Origin of the sequence: Sphaerimonospora mesophila, from assembly GCF_001417795.1 — a bacterium.
GTDB lineage: Bacteria > Actinomycetota > Actinomycetes > Streptosporangiales > Streptosporangiaceae > Sphaerimonospora > Sphaerimonospora mesophila.
Window position 1 is genome coordinate 195053 of the sequence record NZ_BCBX01000032.1, and the last position, 22362, is coordinate 217414.

Annotated in this window: 25 protein-coding genes; 22 read left to right on the forward strand and 3 right to left on the reverse strand. The window is 69.5% G+C overall.

What is annotated here, in order from left to right:
- The first annotated feature begins 4 nt into the window (after positions 1-4).
- Genes hemB through hemL form a run of 3 tightly spaced genes read left to right on the forward strand, consistent with a single transcriptional unit; the run spans position 5 to position 3019 of the window.
- The gene (hemB, locus tag AP234_RS08565; protein WP_055479042.1) at positions 5-991 is read left to right on the forward strand and encodes a porphobilinogen synthase; all 987 of its coding nucleotides are present in this window, start codon (positions 5-7) and stop codon (positions 989-991) included.
- 32 nt (positions 992-1023) lie between these two features.
- Positions 1024-1668, forward strand: coding sequence for a bifunctional DNA primase/polymerase (locus AP234_RS08570; RefSeq protein ID WP_055479043.1), 645 nt, complete (start codon positions 1024-1026; stop codon positions 1666-1668).
- Positions 1669-1723: 55 nt separating this feature from the next.
- A complete protein-coding gene (gene hemL, locus AP234_RS08575; protein ID WP_083501913.1) occupies positions 1724-3019 on the forward strand; it encodes a glutamate-1-semialdehyde 2,1-aminomutase in 1296 nt (431 codons plus the stop codon).
- A 3-nt stretch (positions 3020-3022) separates the two neighbouring features.
- Here the strand turns inward: hemL and AP234_RS08580 are convergent, their stop codons facing one another.
- Entirely contained in the window at positions 3023-3619 is a 597-nt protein-coding gene (locus tag AP234_RS08580; protein ID WP_063842843.1) for a Uma2 family endonuclease, read from the reverse strand.
- A 161-nt stretch (positions 3620-3780) separates the two neighbouring features.
- Here AP234_RS08580 and AP234_RS08585 point away from each other — a divergent pair, with 161 nt between their 5' ends.
- The 8 genes from AP234_RS08585 (at position 3781) to AP234_RS08620 (ending at position 12101) form a co-directional block, all read left to right on the forward strand.
- Positions 3781-4695: a LysR family transcriptional regulator gene (locus AP234_RS08585; RefSeq protein WP_055479044.1), complete on the forward strand. Its 915-nt coding sequence runs from the start codon at positions 3781-3783 to the stop codon at positions 4693-4695.
- Positions 4688-5350: a histidine phosphatase family protein gene (locus tag AP234_RS08590; RefSeq protein WP_083501955.1), complete on the forward strand. Its 663-nt coding sequence runs from the start codon at positions 4688-4690 to the stop codon at positions 5348-5350. The genes AP234_RS08585 and AP234_RS08590 overlap by 8 nt, the downstream gene beginning before the upstream one ends.
- A gap of 174 nt (positions 5351-5524) precedes the next feature.
- Entirely contained in the window at positions 5525-6133 is a 609-nt protein-coding gene (locus tag AP234_RS08595; protein WP_235558038.1) for a TlpA family protein disulfide reductase, read from the forward strand.
- A gap of 3 nt (positions 6134-6136) precedes the next feature.
- Positions 6137-6868: a cytochrome c biogenesis protein CcdA gene (locus AP234_RS08600; RefSeq protein WP_055479046.1), complete on the forward strand. Its 732-nt coding sequence runs from the start codon at positions 6137-6139 to the stop codon at positions 6866-6868.
- Positions 6868-8466: a cytochrome c biogenesis protein ResB gene (resB, locus tag AP234_RS08605; RefSeq protein WP_083501914.1), complete on the forward strand. Its 1599-nt coding sequence runs from the start codon at positions 6868-6870 to the stop codon at positions 8464-8466. The genes AP234_RS08600 and resB overlap by 1 nt, the downstream gene beginning before the upstream one ends.
- A 5-nt stretch (positions 8467-8471) precedes the next feature.
- Positions 8472-9473 (forward strand): c-type cytochrome biogenesis protein CcsB, encoded by a 1002-nt coding sequence (gene ccsB, locus AP234_RS08610; RefSeq protein WP_055479047.1) that lies wholly within the window; start codon positions 8472-8474, stop codon positions 9471-9473.
- Between the two features lie 61 nt (positions 9474-9534).
- A complete protein-coding gene (locus AP234_RS08615) occupies positions 9535-10776 on the forward strand; it encodes a PP2C family protein-serine/threonine phosphatase (protein WP_235558039.1) in 1242 nt (413 codons plus the stop codon).
- A 20-nt stretch (positions 10777-10796) separates the two neighbouring features.
- A complete protein-coding gene (locus AP234_RS08620; RefSeq protein ID WP_055479048.1) occupies positions 10797-12101 on the forward strand; it encodes a PP2C family protein-serine/threonine phosphatase in 1305 nt (434 codons plus the stop codon).
- Between the two features lie 32 nt (positions 12102-12133).
- Here AP234_RS08620 and AP234_RS08625 read toward each other — a convergent pair whose 3' ends face one another.
- Positions 12134-12457: a PLDc N-terminal domain-containing protein gene (locus AP234_RS08625; protein ID WP_063842844.1), complete on the reverse strand. Its 324-nt coding sequence runs from the start codon at positions 12455-12457 to the stop codon at positions 12134-12136.
- A 141-nt stretch (positions 12458-12598) separates the two neighbouring features.
- Here AP234_RS08625 and AP234_RS08630 point away from each other — a divergent pair, with 141 nt between their 5' ends.
- Together AP234_RS08630 and AP234_RS08635 are read left to right on the forward strand one after the other, a co-directional pair.
- On the forward strand, positions 12599-13591 hold the full coding sequence (locus AP234_RS08630; protein WP_055479050.1) for a hypothetical protein: 993 nt from the start codon (positions 12599-12601) through the stop codon (positions 13589-13591).
- Positions 13592-13763: 172 nt separating this feature from the next.
- Positions 13764-14000, forward strand: coding sequence for a hypothetical protein (locus tag AP234_RS08635; RefSeq protein WP_055479051.1), 237 nt, complete (start codon positions 13764-13766; stop codon positions 13998-14000).
- 116 nt (positions 14001-14116) lie between these two features.
- On the opposite strand, the gene AP234_RS34755 is transcribed toward AP234_RS08635, so the two are convergent.
- Positions 14117-14338: a BldC family transcriptional regulator gene (locus AP234_RS34755; RefSeq protein ID WP_036325312.1), complete on the reverse strand. Its 222-nt coding sequence runs from the start codon at positions 14336-14338 to the stop codon at positions 14117-14119.
- Positions 14339-14598: 260 nt separating this feature from the next.
- On the opposite strand from AP234_RS34755, the gene AP234_RS08640 reads away from it, so the two are divergent.
- The 9 genes from AP234_RS08640 to nuoF all read left to right on the forward strand — a co-directional run bounded on the left by AP234_RS08640 (position 14599) and on the right by nuoF (position 22362).
- The gene (locus AP234_RS08640) at positions 14599-14808 is read left to right on the forward strand and encodes a DUF4229 domain-containing protein (protein WP_055479052.1); all 210 of its coding nucleotides are present in this window, start codon (positions 14599-14601) and stop codon (positions 14806-14808) included.
- Between the two features lie 441 nt (positions 14809-15249).
- Complete coding sequence (locus tag AP234_RS08645; RefSeq protein ID WP_055479053.1) at positions 15250-15978, forward strand: demethylmenaquinone methyltransferase; 729 nt, start codon at positions 15250-15252, stop codon at positions 15976-15978.
- Positions 15979-16153: 175 nt separating this feature from the next.
- Complete coding sequence (locus AP234_RS08650) at positions 16154-17416, forward strand: geranylgeranyl reductase family protein (RefSeq protein ID WP_055479054.1); 1263 nt, start codon at positions 16154-16156, stop codon at positions 17414-17416.
- 58 nt (positions 17417-17474) lie between these two features.
- A complete protein-coding gene (locus AP234_RS08655) occupies positions 17475-17834 on the forward strand; it encodes an NADH-quinone oxidoreductase subunit A (RefSeq protein WP_055479055.1) in 360 nt (119 codons plus the stop codon).
- Positions 17835-17836: 2 nt separating this feature from the next.
- Positions 17837-18388 carry a NuoB/complex I 20 kDa subunit family protein gene (locus tag AP234_RS08660; protein ID WP_055479056.1) on the forward strand — a complete coding sequence of 184 codons (552 nt, stop codon included), beginning with the start codon at positions 17837-17839 and terminating at the stop codon, positions 18386-18388.
- On the forward strand, positions 18385-19083 hold the full coding sequence (locus tag AP234_RS08665; RefSeq protein WP_083501915.1) for an NADH-quinone oxidoreductase subunit C: 699 nt from the start codon (positions 18385-18387) through the stop codon (positions 19081-19083). The genes AP234_RS08660 and AP234_RS08665 overlap by 4 nt, the downstream gene beginning before the upstream one ends.
- Entirely contained in the window at positions 19080-20396 is a 1317-nt protein-coding gene (locus tag AP234_RS08670; RefSeq protein ID WP_055479057.1) for an NADH-quinone oxidoreductase subunit D, read from the forward strand. Before AP234_RS08665 ends, AP234_RS08670 begins: the two co-directional genes overlap by 4 nt.
- Positions 20393-21079 (forward strand): NADH-quinone oxidoreductase subunit NuoE, encoded by a 687-nt coding sequence (gene nuoE, locus AP234_RS08675; RefSeq protein WP_055479058.1) that lies wholly within the window; start codon positions 20393-20395, stop codon positions 21077-21079. Before AP234_RS08670 ends, nuoE begins: the two co-directional genes overlap by 4 nt.
- Complete coding sequence (gene nuoF / locus AP234_RS08680; protein ID WP_055479059.1) at positions 21076-22362, forward strand: NADH-quinone oxidoreductase subunit NuoF; 1287 nt, start codon at positions 21076-21078, stop codon at positions 22360-22362. The genes nuoE and nuoF overlap by 4 nt, the downstream gene beginning before the upstream one ends.

Below are 22362 nucleotides of genomic sequence, written 5' to 3' on the forward strand. Positions count from 1 at the left end.
CACAGTGGACGCTCGATTTCCGCAGGTTCGGCCGCGCCGGCTTCGCCGTACCGGGCCGATGCGCCGCATGGTCGCGGGGACGCGGCCGCACCCGGCCGACCTGATCCTGCCGGTGTTCGTCAAGGAGGGCATCGCCGAGCCGCAGCCGGTGGTGTCGATGCCGGGCGTCGTGCAGCACACCCGGGAGTCCCTGCGCAAGGCCGCCCATGAGGCGGCCGAGGCGGGCGTCGGCGGCATCATGCTGTTCGGCATCCCGGCGCACAAGGACGCCCGCGGCTCTGCCGCCGACGACCCCGACGGGATCGTGCAGGTCGCGCTGCGGGACATCGCCGGCGAGGTGGGCGAGGCGCTGGTCGTGATGACCGACACCTGCCTGGACGAGTACACCGACCACGGCCACTGCGGCCTGCTGACCGACACCGGCGAGGTGGACAACGACGCCACCCTGGAGCGCTACGCCGCGGCTGCGGTCGCCCAGGCGGCGGCCGGCGCCCAGATGGTCGCGCCGAGCGGGATGATGGACGGCCAGGTCGCGGCCATCCGGGCCGCGCTCGACGCGAACGGCTTCGCCGAGATCCCGATCATGGCCTACTCCGCGAAGTACGCCTCCGGGTTCTACGGGCCGTTCCGTGACGCGGCGGAGTGCGCGCCTCAGTTCGGCGACCGCGCCGCCTATCAGCAGGACCCGGCGGGGCCGGTCGGTGAGGCGCTGCGCGAGGTGCGGCTCGACCTCGCCGAGGGCGCGGACGCGGTGATGGTCAAGCCCGCGCTGGCGTACCTCGACATCCTGCACCAGGTGCGCGACCTGGTCGACGTGCCGGTCGCCGCCTATCAGGTCAGCGGTGAGTACGCCATGGTCGAGGCGGCCGCGGCGAACGGCTGGATCGACCGCGAGCGGATCATCATGGAGTCGCTGATCGCGATTCGCCGCGCCGGTGCGGACCTGATTTTGACCTACTGGGCGACCGAGATGGCGCGCCGACTATCCTGACTGGTCATCAGTGCATTGTGGGGAGGAGCAGCATGGTGGGGGTGCCGCTGGCCCGGCGCGCGAAACGGCGTCCGCACCGGACATCAGGGAAGATCACGTCGGTGCTGGACTACGCCCGGCTCGGCTGGCCGAGCTGTCCCGGCGCCCATCCGCTGAGCGGGGGCGGCAGGGCCTGTTCATGTGACCGGGTGGGCTGTCCCGATCCGGGCAGGCATCCGCTGTCACCCGCCTGGCAGTTGCAGGCCACGACGGACTCCGCGCTGCTCACGCGATGGTGGCGGCAGGACCCCGAGGCCAACGTGATCCTGCCGACCGGCCGCGTGTTCGACGTGTTCGACGTACCCGTCACGGTCGGCACGGCCGCGCTGGCCGCGATGGACGCCGCCGACTTCGACTCGGGCCCGGTCGCCGAAAACGGCGACCGGGCCCTTTTTTACGTCGCGACCCGGGGAGCCCCCGAGGACGAGGACGAGTGGTGGTCGTGCCACCTGGACGCCGGGCCCGCGACCATCGACGCCACCCCCGGCCTGCGCTGGCACTGCCGGGACAGTTACGTCCTGGCGCCGCCCTCGACGCTGCCCGACGACCTGACCGTGCGGTGGATCCGGCCGCCGGACGGCCGTCCCCTCCCCGACCCACTGCGCGTCCTCGACCTGCTCGCCGACTTCTGCGACTGACCCCGGGAGCGACCCGTGGGCCGGGCCGGTGATCCGGGACCGTAATGTGGGAGCCGTGACTCGAACGCAGACCTCGGAAGCCCTGTTCGCACGTGCCGGTGAGATCGTCCCCGGCGGGGTGAACTCGCCGGTTCGCGCCTTCGGCGCCGTGGGCGGCACGCCCCGCTTCATGGCCTCGGGCCAGGGGCCGTACGTCACGGACGTGGACGGCAACCGCTACGTCGACCTGGTGTGCTCCTGGGGTCCGATGATCCTCGGTCACCGGCACCCCGGTGTCGTGGCGGCCGTGGAGGAGGCCGTGGCCCGCGGTTTCTCGTTCGGCACCGCGACCGAGGGCGAGGTCCTGCTCGCCGAGGAGATCGCCTCCCGCGTGGGCCCGGTCGAGAAGGTCCGCCTGGTCAGCTCGGGCACCGAGGCCACGATGTCGGCCGTACGGCTGGCCCGCGGCTTCACCGGCCGTTCGAAGATCGTCAAGTTCGCGGGCTGCTACCACGGACACGTGGACGCGCTGCTGGCCTCCGCCGGCTCCGGCGTGGTCACCTTCGGCCTGCCCGACACGCCGGGGGTCACCGGGGCCTCGGCGGCCGACACGATCGTCCTGCCGTACAACTCGGTGCCGGCGGTCGAGGAGGCGTTCCGCACGTTCGAGATCGCCTGCGTCATCACCGAGGCGTGCCCCGCGAACATGGGCGTGGTGCCGCCCGCCGCGGGGTTCAACCGGCGCCTGCGGGAGCTGTGCACCGAGCACGGCGCACTGCTGATCGTCGACGAGGTCCTGACCGGCTTCCGGGTCTCCGCCTCCGGCTGGTACGGAATCGATCCGGTCGAGGCCGACCTGATGACGTTCGGCAAGGTGATGGGCGGCGGACTGCCGGCGGCGGCGTTCGGCGGCCGGGCCGACGTGATGGCGCACCTCGCCCCCGAGGGGCCCGTCTACCAGGCGGGCACGCTGTCCGGAAACCCCCTGGCCTGCGCGGCCGGGCTGGCCACGCTCCGGGCCTGCGACCAGGACGTCTACGACAGGGTGGACGCGGCGGCCGAGGCGGTCGGGCAGGCCGCCGCCGAGGCGCTGAGCGCGGCGGGCGTGCCCCACCGGCTCCAGCGGGCCGGCAACCTCTTCTCGATCTTCTTCACCGACGGGCCGGTGGTCGACTTCGACTCGGCGAAGGCCCAGGACTCCGGGGCGTACCGGGCGTTCTTCCACAGCATGCTCGACCGGGGGGTCTACCTGCCGCCGTCGGCGTTCGAGGCGTGGTTCCTGTCGGCCGCCCACGACGAGGAGGCGATCGGTCGAATCGCCGACGCGCTTCCCACCGCCGCCAAGGCGGCCGCCCAGGCCACTGGCGCCTGAAACTCACTTCACCAGCCGAGCGAGATCGATCTCGATCCGGAAGGGTACGGACACGGTCAGCAGGCCGTGGTGGATGCCGGTAAGGCCGTACGAGCCGGTGGCGGGGTCACGCTCGTAGACGTAGACGACGGGCCTGCCCTCGTTCTCCTCCACCCGCCAGAAGTGGGGGATGCCCGCCTCCGCGTACCGTGGCGGTTTGAGCTTGCGGTCGCGTTCCACCGACTCCGGGGAGACGATCTCGATCACGAGATGGACCTCCGGCACCTCATAACAGGTGCGGGCCATGTCCGCCGCGGCCTCGGCATCGATGATCATCACGTCCGGGCATGGGCGGGTCCGGGGGCCGAGCTTGACATCCATCTGTTGCACTGCCGCCAGGTGGTCGGGAGCTTGGGAGTCGAGCCCTTCGGTCAGGCCTCGGATGAGGCACTCGTGGAATCGCCACTGGGGGGACATGAAGATCAGGGCTCCATCGATCAGTTCGACGTGTTTGAAGAAGTCGGGCTCGCCGTTCGGGCCGTCCGAAGGCAGATGATCGAGGTCGTCCGCTGTCCATCCCCACGGAGGCGGGGCGGGCCAGTACTCGAGTGCGCTGCTCACGTCGTGCACGGTAACAGCGTCGTCGTCGCCCTGCGTGGTCATCCCGCTCATCTCCGTGTCCACACCCCATTGTCTCCCGGTCGGCCTGTCACGGCGAGTCCATCATGCGACGGTTGAGTGCCGGTGAGATTTTTTCGGGATTTGGATTTAGGGTGACTTATGTGTTGGATCTGAATCGGTTGAAGGCGCTGCACGCGGTCTCGGTGTACGGATCGGTGGGCGCGGCGGCCGAGGCGCTGATGGTCACCCCCTCGGCCATCTCCCAGCAGATCGCCAAGCTCGAACGCGAGACCGGCAGCGTGCTCGTCGAGCGCAACGGGCGCGGGGTGCGGCTGACCGACGCGGCCGGCCTGCTGGCCGATCACGCACAGCGCATCCTCGCCCTGGTGGAGATAGCCGAGGCCGATTTCGAGGCGCTGCGGGGCACGGTCGTCGGCAAGCTGACGGTGGCCGCCTTTCCGACGGGCGCCCGGGGCATCCTGCCGCGTGCGCTGTCCACGCTGAAGGAGCGTCATCCCGACCTCGACCTGCTCGTGTACGAGCGCGAGCCGGAGCGGCAGGTCCGCGAGGTCTCCCGGGGCGAGATCGACCTCGCTGTGGTGCCGGACTGGCTCAACCGTCCGATGGCGCTGCCCGACGGCCTGTCGCGTGCGACACTGCTCCACGACATCGCCGACGTCGCGGTGCCGACCGGCCATCCGCTGGCGGGCGCGGGCAGGGTGTCGCTCACGGAACTCGCCGGGGACGACTGGATCAGCTCGACGCCGGGCATGATCTGCCACGATTTCCTGGTGTTCCTGCTCCGCTCCGCCGAGTTGGAACCCCGGGTCGTCTGCGTCGCCGACGAGTATCCGACCCAGCTCGCGTTCGTCGCCGCCGGGCACGGGTGCGCGCTGATCCCCCGGCTGGGGCGCGGCCCGCTGCCGCCGGGCGTCGCCGTACTGGAGATCGATCCGCCGCCCACGAGGCAGATCTACGCCGTCTGGCGGACCGACGCGGCCCGCCGACCCGCCATCCGCGCGGCCGTCGAGGCACTCCGTCACGCGTGCGCTGTAGGCTGTCGTGACGATGACTGAGACGACCGTCGTCCACCTCCTGCGCCATGGGGAGGTCGACAACCCCACCGGTGTGCTGTACGGCAGGTTGCCGGGCTATCACCTGTCCGAACTCGGGCGGCGGATGGCGGAGACGGTCGCCAAGGCGGTCACCGGCCGGGACATCGCCGTGGTCTGGAGTTCTCCGATGGAGCGCGCCCAGGAGACGGCCGAGCCGTCGGCCCGCGCCCTCGGCCTGGAGATCGGCCTCGACGAGCGGCTGACCGAGGCGGCCAACGTCTTCCAGGGCGTGCGCGTCGGCGGGGGCGGCCCGCTCTTCCGTGATCCCCGCCGCTATCGCCACTTCACCAATCCCTTCCGGCCGTCGTGGGGCGAGCCGTACATCGAGGTCGTGGCGCGGATGAAGTCGGTCATCGACGACGCGCGCGCGCAGGCGCGCGGCCACGAGGCGCTGCTCGTCAGCCACCAACTGCCCATCTGGGTCACCCGGCTGGCGGCGGAGGGCCGCCGGCTCTGGCACGACCCGCGGCGCAGGCAGTGCGCGCTGGCGAGCCTCACCAGCTTCACCTTCGAGGGGGACCGCCTCGTCAGCGTCGGCTACAGCGAGCCCGCCGGGGCACTGCTCAGGGGCACCCCGCCGCAGGGCGAGGCCGCGCTGTTCAAAGAGAGCGGCTGAGCCGGCCGGGCCGTACGCCTCGAAGCCGTACACAACAGGGCCGGGCGTACGTACCAGGGGGCCGCTGACCAGGCTCGCGGACGGGACCGTCACGCGGGGCTCGCGGATGGGGCACGGCAGTCGATCGGTAGGCTGATAGCTCTACCGGTCGTAGTGTAGGGAGATCCTCCTCCAGTGTCCGCCAAGAGGTCCGCCACCAGGTCCGCCCAGAGCCGGACCGTGATCGCAGTGCTGGCGGTGACGGCCGCCGCGGCCCTGACGGGTTGCGCCGGCAGCCAGGCCGGCCAGCCCAAATCCGGTGACACGCGGTTCGTCGCCGGTGACGGCCGGGTCGAGTTCTTCGACGCCGCCGAGCGCCACGCGGCCCCGGCGGTCGAGGGCCCCACGCTGGACGGCGGCACGGCGAAGCTGGAGCCGGGCAGAACCTACGTGCTGAACTTCTGGGCGTCCTGGTGCGCTCCCTGCCGGGCCGAGGCACCGGTGCTCAAGGACATCGCGGCCGCGATGAAACCGAAGGGCGTGGAGTTCGTCGGGGTCAACTTCAAGGACCTCGAGGCCTCCGCCCAGGCGTTCGAGCGGAGCGTCCAGCCCGGCTATCCGAGCATCTTCGACAAGACCGGCAAGGTGCTGCTGGCCTTCCAGGGCACCGTGCCCCCGGCCGCGATCCCGTCGACCCTGATCATCGACGGCAAGGGCCGCATCGCCGCCCGCGCGCTCGGCGCCGTCAAGTACAACGACCTGCTGGGCGCCGTCACCAAGGTGGCCGACGAGGGCGGCCGGTGAACGATGGGTGACATAGGCACGACGGTCGCGACCGGCTCGCTGCTGGTGGCCGTGCCGATCGCGGTGATCGCCGGCCTGGTGTCGTTCGTCTCGCCGTGCGTGCTGCCGCTGGTCCCCGGCTACCTGTCGTACGTCACCGGGATGAGCGGGGACCCCAAGCGGGGGCGGATGGTGCTCGGCAGCGCCCTGTTCGTGCTCGGTTTCGCGGCCGTGTTCGTGCTCGGCGGCGCGCTCTTCGGCGGCCTCGGGGGCATGCTGCTGGGCAACGCCGAGGTCATCACGCGGGTGCTCGGGGCGATCACGATCGTCCTCGGTCTCGCGTTCCTCGGTCTGATCCCGGGGCTGCAGCGAGACCTGCGGATCCACCGGCTTCCGGCGGCCGGCCTCGCCGGAGCTCCGCTGCTCGGGATCGTCTTCGGTCTCGGCTGGACGCCCTGCATCGGGCCGACGCTGGCCGTGGTCCTCACGCTGTCGGTCGACCAGGGCAGCGCCGTACGCGGCGCCGTGCTCGCCTTCGCGTACGCTCTGGGTCTCGGCCTGCCGTTCGTGCTGGCCGGGCTCGTCTACCGGAAGGCGCTGCACGCGTTCAAGGCGGTGCGCCGTCACACGCCGCTCATCACTCGCATCGGGGGTGCCATGCTCGTCACCGTGGGCGTGCTGCTCGTGACCGGCCTGTGGGGCGGCATGATCGCCGGTCTGCAGGGCTGGATCGGCGGATTCGAGCCGGTGATCTGATGGCGACCCCCCGCGACGTCGAGACGACGAAACCGGACGGGCAGGCGCCGGCGGAACCCGAGCCCACCACGCAAGGTCCGCCCTCCGGCCAGAGGCCGGGCAGGCAGGGATCGATCAAGCTGGGACTGGTCGGCTGGCTCCGCTGGGGCTGGCGGACGCTCACCTCGATGCGTACCGCGCTGATCCTGCTGTTCCTGTTCGCGCTCGCGTCGATCCCCGGATCGATCTACCCGCAGCGCGGCGTCGACCCCGGCCAGGTCGCGCGGTATTTCCAGGACAATCCGACCGCGGCGAAATGGCTCGACAGGTTCTGGCTGTTCGACGTGTTCGGCTCGCCCTGGTTCGCCGCGATCTACCTGCTGCTGTTCATCTCGCTGGCCGGGTGCGTGCTGCCCCGCGCCATGCTGCACATCAAGGAGATCCGCCGCAAACCCCCGGCCGCCCCGAGCAAGCTGCTGCGCCTGCCGTACGGCGAGGCCTTCGAGGGCGAACTGACCGTCGAGGAGGCGGCGAGGCGGCTGCGCCGCAAGCGGTTCCGCGTCGTCACCGGACCCGACTGGGTGGCGGCCGAGAAGGGCTACCTGCGCGAGACCGGCAACCTGCTCTTCCACCTCGCGCTGCTCGCGTTGCTGTTCGCGGTGGGCGCCGGTGCGTTGTACGGCTACCGCGGCAACGTGCTCGTGGTGGAGGGCGACGGCTTCGCCAACGCGGTGGCGGCCTACGACCGGTTCATGCCGGGGCAGCGGGTGTCGGCCGAGTCGCTGGAGCCGTACTCGTTCACGTTGAAGGACTTCCAGGCCAGCTATGTGGCCGCCGGGGCCAAGCAGGGCCAGCCGATCGACTACAGCGCGAAGATCTCGGTGCAGGACTCCCCGACGTCCGCGCCGCGCGACTTCGAGCTCAAGGTGAACGAGCCGCTGGACGTCAACGGCACACTCACCTACCTCATCGGCCACGGCTACGCCCCCACGTTCAAGGTGACCGACGGCAAGGGCCAGGTCGCCTATGAGGGGCCGGTGCCGTGCCTCGCGGAGAATCAGGCCACCTACACGTCCGAGTGCGTCATCAAGGCCCCCGACGCCGAGCCGATGCAGCTCGGCTTCCTGGGTCGTTTCCTGCCCACCACCGTGCCGAACGGCGAGGCGTGGGTCTCCGTGTTCCCCGGCGCGGTCAACCCGACGGTGCAGATCTTCCCGTTCGGGGGAGACCTCGGCATGAAGTCGGGCGTGCCGCAGTCGGTCTACCAGCTCGACACCGACGGGCTGAAGCCGCTGGGCAAGATGTCGGCCGAGCCCAAGCCGCTGGCCGTCGGCGACACCCTCGAACTGGCCGACGGCGCCGGGAAGATCCAGTTCACCGGGGTCAAGGAGTGGATCAGTCTCCAGATCACCTATGACCCGGGCCGGTTGCCCGCACTGCTGGCCGCGAGCGCCGCGGTCCTCGGACTGGTGCTGTCGCTGACCGTCCGGCGCCGCCGCGTCTGGGTGCGGATGAGGGACGGGAAGGTCACGGTGGGAGGATTGACCCGCACCGAAGGCAGTGGCGCGGCCTTCTCCACGGAGTTCGCCGAGATCGTCACCATGCTTCGCGAGGAGTAGCGAATATGCCCACCAATGAGGGACTGGCCACGTTGAGCGATCAGCTCATCCTGGTCACCGTCCTGCTCTATCTGGTCGCCATGATCGGTTTCGCGTTGGAGCTCGCCTTCGGCCGGGCCCGTACGGCCACCGCCGTCGCCGCGAAACGTGAGCTGGTGGGGGCCGGTGCCCGGACCGGCGGCGGTGGCGGAGTCGACGGCGGGCCGGCCGACACGGCTTCCGCCGACGCGGCCTCCACCGACGAGGCCGAGGACCATGCTGAGCCGGCGCCCGCCGCCTGGGCGGTGCGGGCCGGCGTCGTGGCGGTCGTCCTCACCTGGATCGCGTGGGCGGGCCACCTCGCGGGCATCCTCGCCCGTGGTCTGGCGGCCGACCGGTGGCCGTGGGGCAACATGTACGAGTTCGTGGTGGCGCTGTGCTTCGCCGCGGTCACGACGTTCCTCGTGGTGCTGGTGCGGCGGCCGATCCGCTTCCTCGGCGCGTTCGTCACGGTGACCGTCGCCCTCGGCCTCGGCTTCGCCGTACTCTTCCTGCACGTCCAGGCCGGGCCGGTGATGCCCGCGCTGCACTCGTACTGGATCGCCATCCACGTCAGCGCTGCCATCGCCGCGAGCGGGCTGTTCACTCTGGCGGGCGTCTGCGGGGTCCTCTACCTGATCCGCCGGGACGGGCGGCCCTCCGTCCTGCCCGTCAGGGCCGACCTCGAACGCATCGCGCACAGCGCGATCGTGATCGCCTTCCCAATCTGGACGTTCGCCGTCATCGCCGGCGCACTGTGGGCCGACCGCGCGTGGGGCCGCTACTGGGGCTGGGATCCCAAGGAGGTGTGGTCCTTCATCACCTGGATCGTGTACGCCGCCTACCTGCACGCTCGGGCGACCGCCGGATGGCGCGGCAAGGCCGCCATCATCGTGTCGCTCATCGCGTTCGTGTGCCTGCTGTTCAACCTGGTCGGTGTGAACATCTTCCTGCCCGGTCTCCACTCGTACGCCGACGTGCCCCAGTAGCTTCCACCGGGGAATCCTGGGTAGGAAGGATGTGGACAGGAGCGAAGTCGGGGGAGTTCCTGTGGCCGATCATCCGGTTTCCGATCACCAGGCCGCGTTGGTCCTGGCCGACCTGGTGCGCGCCTACCCGCTGATCCCCCTGGAACGCGTGCCGGCCGTGACCGCCGAGCATGCCGCGCGCCTCGGCTTCTCCGAGGTGATGATCTACGTGGCGGATCTGCGGCGGCTCGTGCTGCTGCCGCTGCCCGGTCAGCGTGACGCGGACGGGAAGCCGCTTGAGCCGATTCCCATCGACGCGACGTTGGCCGGTCGGGCCTTTCGCGTCCTGGAGATCATGCGAGCCGATCCCGCCCGGGTGGCCGGAGAGCCGTCGGCGGCCGCGTCCGGCGGTCCCGTACGGCTGTGGGTGCCGCTGGTGGACGGCATGGAACGGCTCGGCCTGCTCGGCGTGACCACGCCGGAGGCCGACGAGGTCGCAGAGCGGCGGATCAGCGACCTGGCCACGCTGCTCACGTTGGTGCTGATGAGCAAATATCGCGCCAGCGACTCCTATGCCCGGCTCGTGCGCGGCCGGTCAATGCGGGTGGGCGCCGAGATGCTGTGGACCCTGATGCCGCCGAGGACGTTCGCCACCGAGACGGTGGGCGTCAGCGCCGCCCTGGAGCCCGCCTACATCGTGGGCGGGGACGCGTTCGACTACGCGCTGGACGGCGACGTCCTGCACATGGCGATTTTCGACGCCATCGGGCATGACACCTCCGCCGGACTGACCACGGCCATCGCTCTGGGGTCGTACCGTGACAGCCGCCGTCGGGAGGCCGGTCCGATCGTGGCCAGTGAGGCGATCGACGAGGCGATCGCCGACCAGTTCTCCACGTCCCGGTACGCCACCGGCATCATGGCCGACCTGAACATCCGCACCGGCGAGCTGACCTGGGTGAACCGCGGGCATCCCCCGCCGCTCCTGCTGCGCGACGGGCGGGTCGCCGCCGTCCTGGAGAGCCCGCCGGATCCGCCGATGGGCTTCAGCCTGGGCCCGGCGTCCGGGCTCGCCCGCCGCCGGATCGAGCCCGGCGACCGGCTGCTGATGTACACCGACGGCGTGACCGAGGCGAGGTCGCCCACCGGCGAGCGGTTCGGCCTGGAGCGCTTCGCCGATTTCGTCCTGCGCGGCGAGGCGGACGCGCTGCCGAGGGCGGAGATCGTGCGTCGGCTGATCCACGCGGTCGTGGACCATCAGCAGGGCGGCCCGCAGGACGACGCCGCCGTGCTGCTGGCCGACTGGCATCCGCCGGGGGGCTGAGGCAGGTGGGCGGGGAAGGCATGCCCGCGCACGGATGCGACAACGAGCGGATCCTGGGCGACCTGGTGCGCGCGCACCACCTGACCCCGCTCAAGGATCTGGCGCGTGTGGTCGGTGAGCGTCTCCGGTCGGCCGGCTTGACCGAGGTCATGATCTACGTCGCCGACCTGCAGGGACGCCTGCTCATACCGCTGCCCGGCCAGCGCGACGCGTCGGGGGAGCCGCTCAAGCGCGTCCCCATCGACACGACTCTGGCGGGGCGCGCCTATCGCAACGTGGAGATCGTCCAGGTCCGTCCCGCCGCCGGCCCCAACGGCGGCGCCAACAGCGGCCCCGACGGCGATTCTGACACGGACCCCGACGTCGCCGAGGTCGCCGAGCCGGTCGGGAGCGGCAGCGCCCGCCGCCTGTGGGCACCGCTGCTGGACGGCACAGAGCGGGTGGGCGTGTTCGGAGTCACGGTGCCCAGGGTCGACGAGACCACCAAACGACGGGTGGCCGAGCTGAGCGCCCTGATCGCCCTGATGGTGATGAGCAAGCGCGACCCGAGCGACGCCTACGCGCGGCTGGCGCGCACGGAGGACATGCACCTGTCCGCCGAGGTGCTGTGGACGCTCATGCCGATCAGAACCTTCGCCACGGAAACGCTGACGGTCAGCGCGGCGCTGGAGCCCGCCTACTCCGTGGGCGGGGACGCCTTCGACTACGGCCTCGACTACGACACCCTGCATCTGGCGGTGTTCGACGCGATGGGGCACGACACCTCGGCGGGGTTGACCGCCACCATCGCCCTCGGGTCGTACCGCAACAACCGCCGCAGGGACATCGGGCTGCTCGCGGTCAGCGACGCGATCGACGAGGCGATCTCCGAGCAGTTCGCCGGGTCGCGGTTCGCCACCGGCATCCTGGCCGACCTGGACCTGCCCACCGGCTGGCTGACCTGGGTGAACCGGGGGCATCCTCCTCCGCTGGTCCTGCGGCACGGACGGGTCGCCGCGGTGCTGGACAGCTCGCCCGATCTGCCGATGGGCTTCGCACTCAGCCCGGCCAGGAGGCTCCCCCGTTATCAGCTCGAACCCGGCGACCGGCTGCTGTTCTACACGGACGGCATCACCGAGGCGGAGACCCCGGAGGGGGAAAGGTTCGGGCTGGAGCGGTTCACCAACTTCATCATCAAGCGGGAGGCCGACGGCATCTCCGCTCCGGAGACCGTCCGGCGCCTGATCCACGCCATCCTGCGGCATCAGCGCGGCAGGCTGCAGGACGACGCGACCGTGCTGCTGGTCGAATGGCGCAGCGGTCGTCAGTTCGATCTCTCGATGTGACCGGCGTCCCTCGCAGCTTCCCGGGTAGGGGGTCAGTCCTCGTCGCGGAGGCGGCGTTCCAGGTGGCGGAGGAACTCCGGGTCGTCCTCCGGACCACGCGGGGCCGGGCCGCGCTGACCTCCCCGGCTGGCCAGTGGGCCGAAGGTCTCCTTCGGCTCGCGTACGGCGCCGGCCGCGGCGAGCGGACGGCCGAGGAGCAGCCAGAACAGGCCGCCCAGGTCGACGAGGAGCACCACGATGAGGACCCACAGAACCTTGGGCAGGTTTCGTACGGCCTGATCGGGGGTCGTGATCACGTCGAACAGGCAGTAGAGCCAGAAGGCCAGCAGCGCCAGACCGATAACCACGCTAGGCATGCCCATCACGGTAAGCCATACCACCACGTGATCGTCACGCCCGGGCCGAACAGCCGTTCCCGGTGACGTGGCCGGGTCGGCATCGTACGGTGGACCGGTACAGAGCGTGCGGAGACGATCGTCAAGCATAAGTGGGGTCTGATGGCGGAGCCGGCCGACAGAGGCCGCCACCGGCGAGGGGTTCGGTGGTGGCAGCGCGGGCTGTACATGTCGTCGCACCGCAGGGTCGATGTCCCGGAGCGGTCACGCGAGCGCGAACGAACCCCAGAACGAACCTCGGAGCGGACCTCGGAGCGGACCTCGGAGCGGACCTCGGAACGGGCCGCTGAGCGATCGGCGGACTGGGCGGCCGAGTGGCCGGGCGATTGGCCGACCGAGTGGCCGGGCAAGCGGCCGGCGGAACGGTCCGTCGAGCGGATGCACACGGTGACCGCACCCGTGGTGGACGACCGGCCGCAGTACACGTGGGACGACTTCGAACTGGACGACCAGCCCCTGCGGGCACGGCCGCATCCGCCGGACGCCCCCGATCTGGGGGACGGCCGCCGGCACTGCGGACCGCTGGAGCGCATCCTCTACCGGCAGTGGGACGCGGTGGACGGTCCTCCCTCGGCCGACGCCGTCCGGGCGATCGACAGCCTGGCGCGGCTGCCCGAGCAGCTCAAGGCCAAACTGGCGATCGGGCTGGACGGCATCTACGTGGGCCGCGGCGGTGTGCCCGACCTGGACGACATGGGCTACCTGCGCGGTGCGCCGCTGCCGTCCGGACGGGCGACGTGGGACGTCTGCGCCGGTGCGTACGGCGATCGCAAGATCGTGGTGGGAGATCGGCCGTCGCCGACGCCCGACGTGATGATGCACGAGGTGGGGCACGCGCTGGACGACGTGGACGCGGGCTCCGGGGAGTGGGTGTCGGATTCGCCCGAGTTCGCCGCCCTCTATGAGGAGTGCCTGCCGCTCCTCGCGTCGTCGTTCCACCGGCAGCCCGGCGGCCTCGGGCGTAAGGAGTTCTTCGCCGACGCGTTCGCGGCGATCGCGTCCCGGCAGCGCCCCGCCCTGGTGGACATGCTCGGCGGCGACACGCGGACGGCGCTGGGCGTCATGCTGTTCTTCAACCGGCGTTACGGGATCTAGGGGGGTGTCCTATGGATCTTCTTGGCCTACCGGGGCCGTCCAGAGGGCGCCTCGCCGCATTCCGCTCCTCACCCATGGCTCAACCATGGGCTTCTCCTCGGCCTCGCGAGGCATCCATCTGGCCGATCCTCGCCACGGCAAAGATCCTCAGGACACTCCCAAGGTGGTTCGGATGTATGTGATCCGGCTCGGTGACGGCACGCTGCGGGTGCCTCAATCGCTGACGAGCGATGACGGCCGCCTGATCGGCAACGCGTACGTGGAGGTCGCCCCGGGGGAGCCTGAGTACGAGCGCTGGGCGGCCGAGTCGATCACTGAGGAGGAGGCGGCGCGACGGCGCAGCCGCTGGCTGGCGGAGAACGACGAACTCGAACGGGAGTTCCTGGCGTTCAAGGCAGACCAGGAGTGATCGGAGCCGAGGCGACCGGCAGGGGAGCAGGACGATGCCGGTCGGGCAGACTGACCTGGTGACCCTGCGCCTTCCGGGTGCCGCGCAGGATCACCTGATGCTGCCACTTACCTGTGTCAGACTCGCGGTGAGTCGCCGTTCGGCCGGTCAGCCGTCAGAACGTCCTCGCCGCGAAGGAGGGCGTGCACTTCCGATTCGCGGAAGCGCCGGTGCCCCCCGGGGGTACGGATACTGCTGATGCGCCCAGCCGCGGCCCAACGTGTCACGGTCTTCGGGTCAACCCTGAAGAGGGCGGCAACCTCTCCAGGAGTCAGCAGTCGCTCGCTGCTACTCTCCACAATCTCTCCCCCTCGCGTCCCGCGTCCTGCAGCGGGCGGACAGGTTAACCAGTGTGCCGAGCGAAGCCTGATTTATCCGTGGTTTTCGCAGAAGATCACGGGTTGTTACCGGCTCAGTGCCCGATTGTTATATGATAGAGCATCTTTGGGGCGCTCATGGGTGTTTCTTTACAAAAGCACCTTGATGTGAACCCTAGCAGTGCTCGCACCAGATGCGAAGAGAGACAGCCGTGTCGACAGGGTGACGTAACCTCGACGCTGTGCACCCGGTTGTCGTTTACACCCTTTCGCGGCTCGGCCTGTTCGCCGTCGCCCTCGGAGTCCTCTATCTCGTCGGCATGCGCAGCCTCCTGCTGCTCGCAGTGGCCCTCCTGGTGAGTGGGCTGGCCAGCTACGTGCTGCTGTCCAAGCAGCGCGACGCGGTCAGCCAGCGGATCGCCGGGAATCGCCGGAGAGCGAGAGAGGACTAGGCGGCCAGGAACAGGCCGACTCGGGCATGGTACTCATGCTCGAGTCTCCTTGTGTCGCTTCCCACCAAAAGCTCCTTCTATACGGTCAGGAACGCCTTTACCCAGATTCCCCTTTCTCACGTCCGGGTCCGAGTCGGAGCTCGGCCGGTGATGGGATCGATGATCCCGACTCCGGGGCCGGGCGACCCGCCCCCGACCTGGGCGGGCCGGCTGCCTCCCGGGCGCGGCAGGGGCGCCGGGTGAGATCGCGGGAGAGGGGGTCGGGGCGACCCGTGCCGTCAGGGGTGCCGTCGCCGGTGCTGTGACCAGTACGTTTCTCGCGCGCATTCCCCAAGTTCTAGCAGACTGAGCGTAATCGGCGAACTACGTTCCGCTCATCGGGCGCCGGTGGCCGGATGGCGGCCGCCGCGCGGCGCGGGCCGTACACCTAGGCTTGCGTCCATGACGCGCGCATCGCTGGAGAAGCAGCCGCACGAGGTCGCCGCGATGTTCGATCGCACGGCCCAGCGGTACGACCTGGTCAACGACGTCCTCTCGCTCGGGATGGACAGGGCGTGGCGTAAGGCCACGGCCGGAGCCGTCGACGCGGGCCCCGGCGAGCTCGTGCTCGATCTCGCGGCCGGCACCGGCACCTCGACCGAGGCGTTCACCGCGCTCGGCGCGCGGGCCATCGCGTGCGACTTCTCCCTCGGCATGCTGCGCACCGGCGTGGCGCGGCGCGGCGGCTCCGGACTGTACGGCGGTGGCGTCCGCGGTGTGACCTTCGTCGCGGGGGACGCGTTGCGGCTGCCGTTCGCCGACGGGACGTTCGACGCGGTGACGATCTCGTTCGGGCTGCGGAACGTGGCGGACACGGGACAGGCTCTGAGAGAGCTGATGCGGGTGACCAAACCGGGTGGCCGACTGGTGGTCTGTGAGTTCTCCACGCCGGTCGTAAGGCCCTTTGACCTGGTCTATCATCAGTATTTGATGAAGCTGCTGCCACCGGTGGCCCGGTTGGTCAGCTCGAATCCCGACTCCTACCAATACCTGGCGGAGTCGATCCGGGCATGGCCCGACCAGCCCACGCTGGCGAAGATCATCCAGGAAGCGGGATGGGAGAGGGTCGCCTGGCGCAACCTGACCCTCGGCATCGTGGCGCTCCATAGAGCGGTGCGACCACCCGTCTGACACCGTCTAGTTGAAAGGGGCTAGACTGCAGCGCGACAGTTTGTGAAGTTGTTCACAAAGGCACGAAGGGCCCCCGAGGCCTTCCTTCCTGACAGGACAGGTCCCCGTGAGCGAGCGAAGCGAGCGAACAAGAAGTAGCCGCGGCGAGCGAAGCGAGCGAACAAGTAGGCGTGGCGTGGAAGCCCGCGTACAGCGGGGGATCGACGCCGACGTCATCGTCGTCGGGGCGGGACCTGCCGGTTCCGCGGTCGCCTTTCACCTGGCCAAGTCCGGCCTGAGCGTCCTGCTGCTGGAGAAGACGCGGTTCCCCCGGGAGAAGGTCTGCGGCGACGGGCTCACACCCCGTGCGGTCAGGGAGCTCGTCGCCATGGGCGTCGACATCGACGGCCCCGGCTGGATCAGGAACCGCGGCCTGCGAGTCGTCGGCGGAGGGCTGCGCCTGCAGCTCGACTGGCCGGAGCTGCACAGCTTTCCCGACTTCGGCATGGTGCGCACCCGCGCGGACTTCGACGAGATCCTGGTCAGGCATGCAGAACGCGCGGGCGTCCGGCTGATCGAGGGCGCCAACGTCACCGGTCCGATCCTGGACGAGCGCAGCGGACACGTCACCGGGGTCAGGGTCCGGCGCGACGGTGAGGATGAAAGTTACACGGCCAGACTCGTGGTCGCGGCGGACGGCAACTCCACCCGTCTGTCGATCGCGATGGGTCTGCACAAGCGGACCGACCGGCCGATGGGCGTGGCCGTACGGACCTATTTCCGCAGCCCACGCCACGACGACGACTACCTGGAGACCTGGCTGGAGCTGTGGGACGGCGACCGGCTGCTGCCCGGCTACGGGTGGATCTTCGGCGTGGGCGACGGCACCTCCAACGTCGGTCTCGGCCTGCTCAACACCAGCGAGGCGTTCAAGAGCATCGACTACCGCGACCTGCTCAGGCGCTGGGTGAAGAACATGCCGGCCGAGTGGGGTTACAAGGAAGAGAACATGACCACCCCGATCAGGGGTGCGGCGCTGCCGATGGCCTTCAACCGGCAGCCCCACTACACTCGCGGGCTGGTGCTCGTCGGCGACGCCGGCGGGACGATCAATCCGTTCAACGGCGAGGGCATCGCGTACGCCATGGAGACCGGCAGGATCGCCGCCGACGTCATCGTGCAGGCGCTGGCCCGCGGGACCGCAGCTCAGCGAGAGCGAGTGCTGCTCGCCTATCCGCGTATCCTCAAAGACGCATACGGCGGATACTTCACCCTCGGCCGCATGTTCGTCGAGGCGATCGGCAGACCTGGGGTGATGAAGTTCGCCACGCGGCACGGTCTGCCCCACCCCACCCTGATGAGGTTCGCCTTCAAGCTTCTGGCTAATCTCACAGACCGGCGGGGCGACGCCTCCGACCGCATCATCAACGCCCTGTCCAAGGTGGCTCCATCCGCATGAACGACATTCTCTGCACTCAGACCGCCCTGATCCATCGAGCAAGCGAGGACATGTAGCCATGCAGCTGTATGTGCCGATCCTGGTGCTCGCGGTCCTCGCGGCGGGGTTCGCCGTGTTCTCCGTAAGCATCGCGCCCTTCACCGGGCCGAAGCGCTGGAACCGCGCCAAGCTGGACGCCTACGAGTGCGGCATCGATCCGACGCCGCAGCCCGTCGGCGGTGGCCGCTTCCCGCTGAAGTACATGATCACGGCGATGTTGTTCATCGTGTTCGACATCGAGATCATCTTCCTCTATCCGTGGGCCGTCGCCTTCGACAAGCTCGGCTTGTTCGGGCTGGTCGAGATGGTGTTGTTCATCGTCGCCGTGCTTGTGGCGTACGCCTACGTCTGGCGCCGTCGCGGACTGGATTGGGATTAGCCATGGGTCTTGAAGAGAAACTCCCGAGCGGGTTCCTGCTCACCACCGTCGAGCAGGTGGCGGGATGGGCCAGGAAGAACTCCGTCTGGCCGGCCACCTTCGGCCTCGCGTGCTGCGCGATGGAACTGATGAACACCGGTGGCCCGAAGCACGACCTCGCCCGTTTCGGCATGGAGCGCGCCTCCGCGTCTCCCCGCCAGGCCGACCTGATGATCGTGGCGGGCCGGGTGTCGCAGAAGATGGCACCGGTCCTCCGGCAGATCTACGACCAGATGGTCGAGCCCAAGTGGGTCATCTCGATGGGCGTCTGCGCGTCCAGCGGCGGGATGTTCAACAACTACGCGATCGTGCAGGGCGTGGACCACGTGGTGCCGGTCGACATCTACCTGCCCGGCTGCCCGCCCCGCCCGGAGATGCTGATCGACGCCATCGTCAAGCTCCACGACAAGATCCAGAACGTGAAGTTCGGCGCGCACCGGGCCAGGCAGATCGACGAACTCGAACGCCGGGCACTGCGCACGCTGCCGCTGATCGATCAGGGGGCCGGTAAGTGAGCGACGAGAACGTACGTCCCGAGGACGCGAGCCCGGCGAATCTGCCCGTGGTGCAGGGCGAGCAGCCGATCGTCCGTAAGGGGATGTTCGGCGCCAAGGGCACCGGCGACACCTCCGGCTACGGCCGCCTGGTCGTACGGCGCCCGCCGAAGCCGTCCAGCGCCCGGCCGTACGGGTCGTATTTCGACGACGTGGCCGACGCCCTGGAGCCGACCGTCGGCGACGCGATCGAGCGGGTGGTCGTCGACCGCGGCGAGATCACCTTCCACGTGGCGCGAGAGCGTCTGCCCGAGGTCATGAGGCATCTGCGCGATGACCCGGCGCTGCGGTTCGAGCTGTCCCTCGGCGTCTCCGGGGTGCACTACCCTGGGGAAACGGGTGGGGAGCTGCGTGCTGTCTACCATCTGTGCTCGATCACCCACAATCGGCGCATCCGGGTGGAGGTCGCCTGCCCGGACGCCGACCCGCACATTCCCTCCACGGTTTCGGTCTACCCCACGCACGACTGGCATGAGCGGGAGACCTACGACTTTTTCGGGATCATCTTCGACGGCCATCCGGCACTGACCCGGATCCAGATGCCCGACGACTGGGAGGGCCACCCGCAGCGTAAGGACTATCCCCTCGGCGGGATCCCGGTCGAGTACCGGGGCGCCGAGATCCCCGCGCCCGACCAGAGGAGGTCTTACTCGTGACTGCCACCGAAGCCGAGGGCCGGATCTACGACGTCGCGGGCCAGGACTGGGACGAGTTGGTGCAGACCGTCACCGAGTCGTCCGAGGAGCGCCTGATCGTCAACATGGGCCCGCAGCACCCGTCGACCCACGGCGTGCTCCGGCTCGTGCTGACGCTCGACGGCGAGAACGTCACCGAGGTCCGCCCGGTGATCGGTTACCTGCACACCGGCATCGAGAAGAACCTCGAGTTCCGTACGTGGACCCAGGGGGTCACGTTCGTCACCCGGATGGACTACCTTTCGCCGATCTTCAACGAGACGGCGTACTGCATGGCGGTGGAGAGGCTGCTCGGCATCACCGATCGGGTGCCGGACCGCGCGCAGGCCATCCGGGTCCTGATGATGGAGCTCACGCGCATCTCCTCCCACGTGATGGCGGTCGCCACCTACGGCATGGAGTTGGGCGCGACCACTCCGTTCCTCTTCGGGCTGCGCGAGCGCGAGATGGTGCTCGACATCATGGAGTACATCACCGGCCTGCGGATGAACATGGCCTACGTCCGGCCGGGCGGCGTGAGCGTCGACCTGCCGGCCGGCGCGGTCGACAAGGTCGGCGAGTTCCTCAAGATCATGCCGAAGCGCATCAAGGACATGCGCAAGCTCCTCGACGCCAACCCGGTCTACACCCGCCGCACCAAGGACGTCGCCTACCTCGACCTCACGGGGTGCATGGCGCTCGGTGTCACCGGGCCCGTGCTCCGGGCGGCCGGCCTGCCCTGGGACCTGCGCAAGTCGCAGCCCTACTCGGGCTACGAGACCTACGAGTTCGACGTCCCGACGCAGAACACCTGCGACGTGTACGGCCGCTATCTCATCCGGATGGACGAGATGGAGGAGTCCTTGAAGATCATCGAGCAGACGCTCGACCGGCTGTCCGGCCCGCTCAAGGGCGGCCGGGTGATGATCGACGACAAGAAGATCGGCTGGCCGTCGCAGCTCGCGCTCGGCCCCGACGGTCTCGGCAACTCGCCCGACCACATCGCCCACATCATGGGCACCTCGATGGAGGCCCTGATCCACCACTTCAAGCTGGTGACCGAGGGCTTCCGGGTGCCGGCCGGGCAGGCGTACGCCGCGGTGGAGTCACCGCGCGGCGAGCTCGGCGCGCACGTGGTGAGCGACGGCGGCACCCGCCCCTACCGTGTGCACTTCCGTGACCCGTCCTTCACGAACCTGCAGGCGATCCCCGCGACCTGCGAGGGCGGCATGGTCGCCGACGTGATCTCGGCGGTCGCCTCGATCGACCCCGTCATGGGAGGTGTGGATCGGTGACGTACTCACCCGAAGTCCGCGAGCGTCTGGAGACGGACGCCAAGGAGATCATCGATCGCTACCCCCGGCCGCGGTCGGCGCTGCTGCCGCTGCTGCACCTCGTGCAGTCGGTGGACGGCTACATCTCCGACGACGGGCATGAGTTCTGCGCGGAGATGCTCGGCCTGTCCAAGGCCGAGGTGGTCGGCGTGTCGACCTTCTACACCATGTACAAGCGGGAGCCGGCCGGCGAGTACAACGTCGGCGTGTGCACCAACGCGCTGTGCGCGATCATGGGCGGCGACCAGATCTGGGACGAGCTCAGCGAGCACGTCGGCGTCGGCCACGACGAGACGACCTCCGACGGGAAGATCACCCTGGAGCGGCTGGAGTGCAACGCCGCCTGTGACTTCGCCCCGGTGATGATGGTCAACTGGGAGTTCTTCGACAACCAGACTCCCGAGTCGGCCAAGCAGCTCGTCGACGACCTGCAGGCGGGCAAGGAGGTCTCGCCCACCCGCGGGCCGAGGCGGCTGTGCACGTTCAAGGAGGCCTCGCGGATCCTCGCCGGGTTCCCCGACGGCCAGGCCGGTGACGGCCCGCCGGCCGGCGGCCCCTCGCTGGAGGGCCTGAAGATCGCCAAGGCCAACGGCTGGGAGGCCCCCAAGCCGGGCGAGCAGACCGAGGGGAGCGACGCCTCATGACGCGGCTGACTCCGGTGCTGACCAGGAACTGGGACCGGCCGGACTCGTTCACGATCGACGGATACGGCGAGTACGCCGCGGCCAAGAAGGCCCTCGGCATGGACCCCGACGCCGTCATCCAGATGGTCAAGGACTCGGGGCTGCGCGGCCGCGGCGGCGCGGGCTTCCCGACCGGCATGAAGTGGGGCTTCATCCCGCAGAACGACGGCAAGCCCCACTACCTCGTGGTGAACGCCGACGAGTCCGAGCCGGGGACCTGCAAGGACATCCCGCTCATGATGGCCAACCCGCACTCGCTCGTCGAGGGCGTCATCATCACGGCCTACGCCATCAGGGCCTCCCACGCGTTCATCTACGTACGCGGCGAGGTGCTCCACGTCATCCGCAGGCTGCAGGCGGCGGTCCGGGAGGCGTACGAGAAGGGATATCTGGGCGCCGACATCCTCGGGTCCGGCTACAACCTCGAACTCGTCGTGCACACGGGCGCCGGGGCGTACATCTGCGGTGAGGAGACCGCGCTGCTCGACTCGCTGGAGGGCTACCGCGGCCAGCCCAGGCTCAAGCCGCCGTTCCCGGCGGTCGCCGGCCTGTACGCGTGCCCGACCGTGATCAACAATGCCGAGTCGATCGCCTCGATCCCGAGCATCGTGGCCAACGGCGCCGACTGGTTCGCGAGCATGGGCACCGAGAAGTCCAAGGGCTTCGGGATCTTCTCCCTGTCCGGGCACGTGACCCGGCCGGGACAGTACGAGGCGCCCCTCGGCATCACGCTGCGCGAGCTGCTCGACATGGCGGGCGGCATCCGCGCGGGGCACGAGCTGAAGTTCTGGACCCCCGGCGGGTCCTCGACGCCGATCTTCACCGCCGAGCACCTGGACGTCCCGCTCGACTTCGAGTCGGTCGGGGCCAAGGGCTCGATGCTGGGCACCCGCGCACTGCAGATCTTCGACGAGACGACCTGCGTGGTGCGTGCCGTACTGCGCTGGAGCGAGTTCTACGCGCACGAGTCCTGCGGGAAGTGCACGCCGTGCCGCGAGGGCACCTACTGGTTCAAGCTCATGCTCCGGCGGCTGGAGAAGGGCCAGGGCTCCGAGGAGGACCTGGCGAAGATCGTCGACATCGCGGACAACATCCTCGGCCGCGCGTTCTGCGCGCTGGGCGACGGCGCGACCAGCCCCGTCTACTCGTCGGTGAAGTACTTCCGCGACGAATACCTCAAGCACTTCGAGATCGGCGGCTGTCCGTTCGATCCCGCTGCTTCCACCCTGTGGGGGGCCAAGTGA

Excerpts from the sequence above, each read along its gene's own strand:
- AP234_RS08570 (WP_055479043.1), top strand. The coding sequence starts at position 1,024 with ATGGTGGGGGTGCCGCTGGCCCGGCGCGCGAAACGGCGTCCGCACCGG.
- AP234_RS08590 (WP_083501955.1), top strand. The coding sequence starts at position 4,688 with ATGACTGAGACGACCGTCGTCCACCTCCTGCGCCATGGGGAGGTCGAC.
- AP234_RS08600 (WP_055479046.1), top strand. The coding sequence starts at position 6,137 with ATGGGTGACATAGGCACGACGGTCGCGACCGGCTCGCTGCTGGTGGCC.
- resB (WP_083501914.1), top strand. The coding sequence starts at position 6,868 with ATGGCGACCCCCCGCGACGTCGAGACGACGAAACCGGACGGGCAGGCG.
- ccsB (WP_055479047.1), top strand. The coding sequence starts at position 8,472 with ATGCCCACCAATGAGGGACTGGCCACGTTGAGCGATCAGCTCATCCTG.
- AP234_RS08620 (WP_055479048.1), top strand. The coding sequence starts at position 10,797 with ATGCCCGCGCACGGATGCGACAACGAGCGGATCCTGGGCGACCTGGTG.
- AP234_RS08625 (WP_063842844.1), bottom strand. The coding sequence starts at position 12,457 with ATGCCTAGCGTGGTTATCGGTCTGGCGCTGCTGGCCTTCTGGCTCTAC.
- AP234_RS08630 (WP_055479050.1), top strand. The coding sequence starts at position 12,599 with ATGGCGGAGCCGGCCGACAGAGGCCGCCACCGGCGAGGGGTTCGGTGG.
- AP234_RS08635 (WP_055479051.1), top strand. The coding sequence starts at position 13,764 with ATGTATGTGATCCGGCTCGGTGACGGCACGCTGCGGGTGCCTCAATCG.
- AP234_RS08645 (WP_055479053.1), top strand. The coding sequence starts at position 15,250 with ATGACGCGCGCATCGCTGGAGAAGCAGCCGCACGAGGTCGCCGCGATG.
- AP234_RS08655 (WP_055479055.1), top strand. The coding sequence starts at position 17,475 with ATGCAGCTGTATGTGCCGATCCTGGTGCTCGCGGTCCTCGCGGCGGGG.
- AP234_RS08660 (WP_055479056.1), top strand. The coding sequence starts at position 17,837 with ATGGGTCTTGAAGAGAAACTCCCGAGCGGGTTCCTGCTCACCACCGTC.
- nuoF (WP_055479059.1), top strand. The coding sequence starts at position 21,076 with ATGACGCGGCTGACTCCGGTGCTGACCAGGAACTGGGACCGGCCGGAC.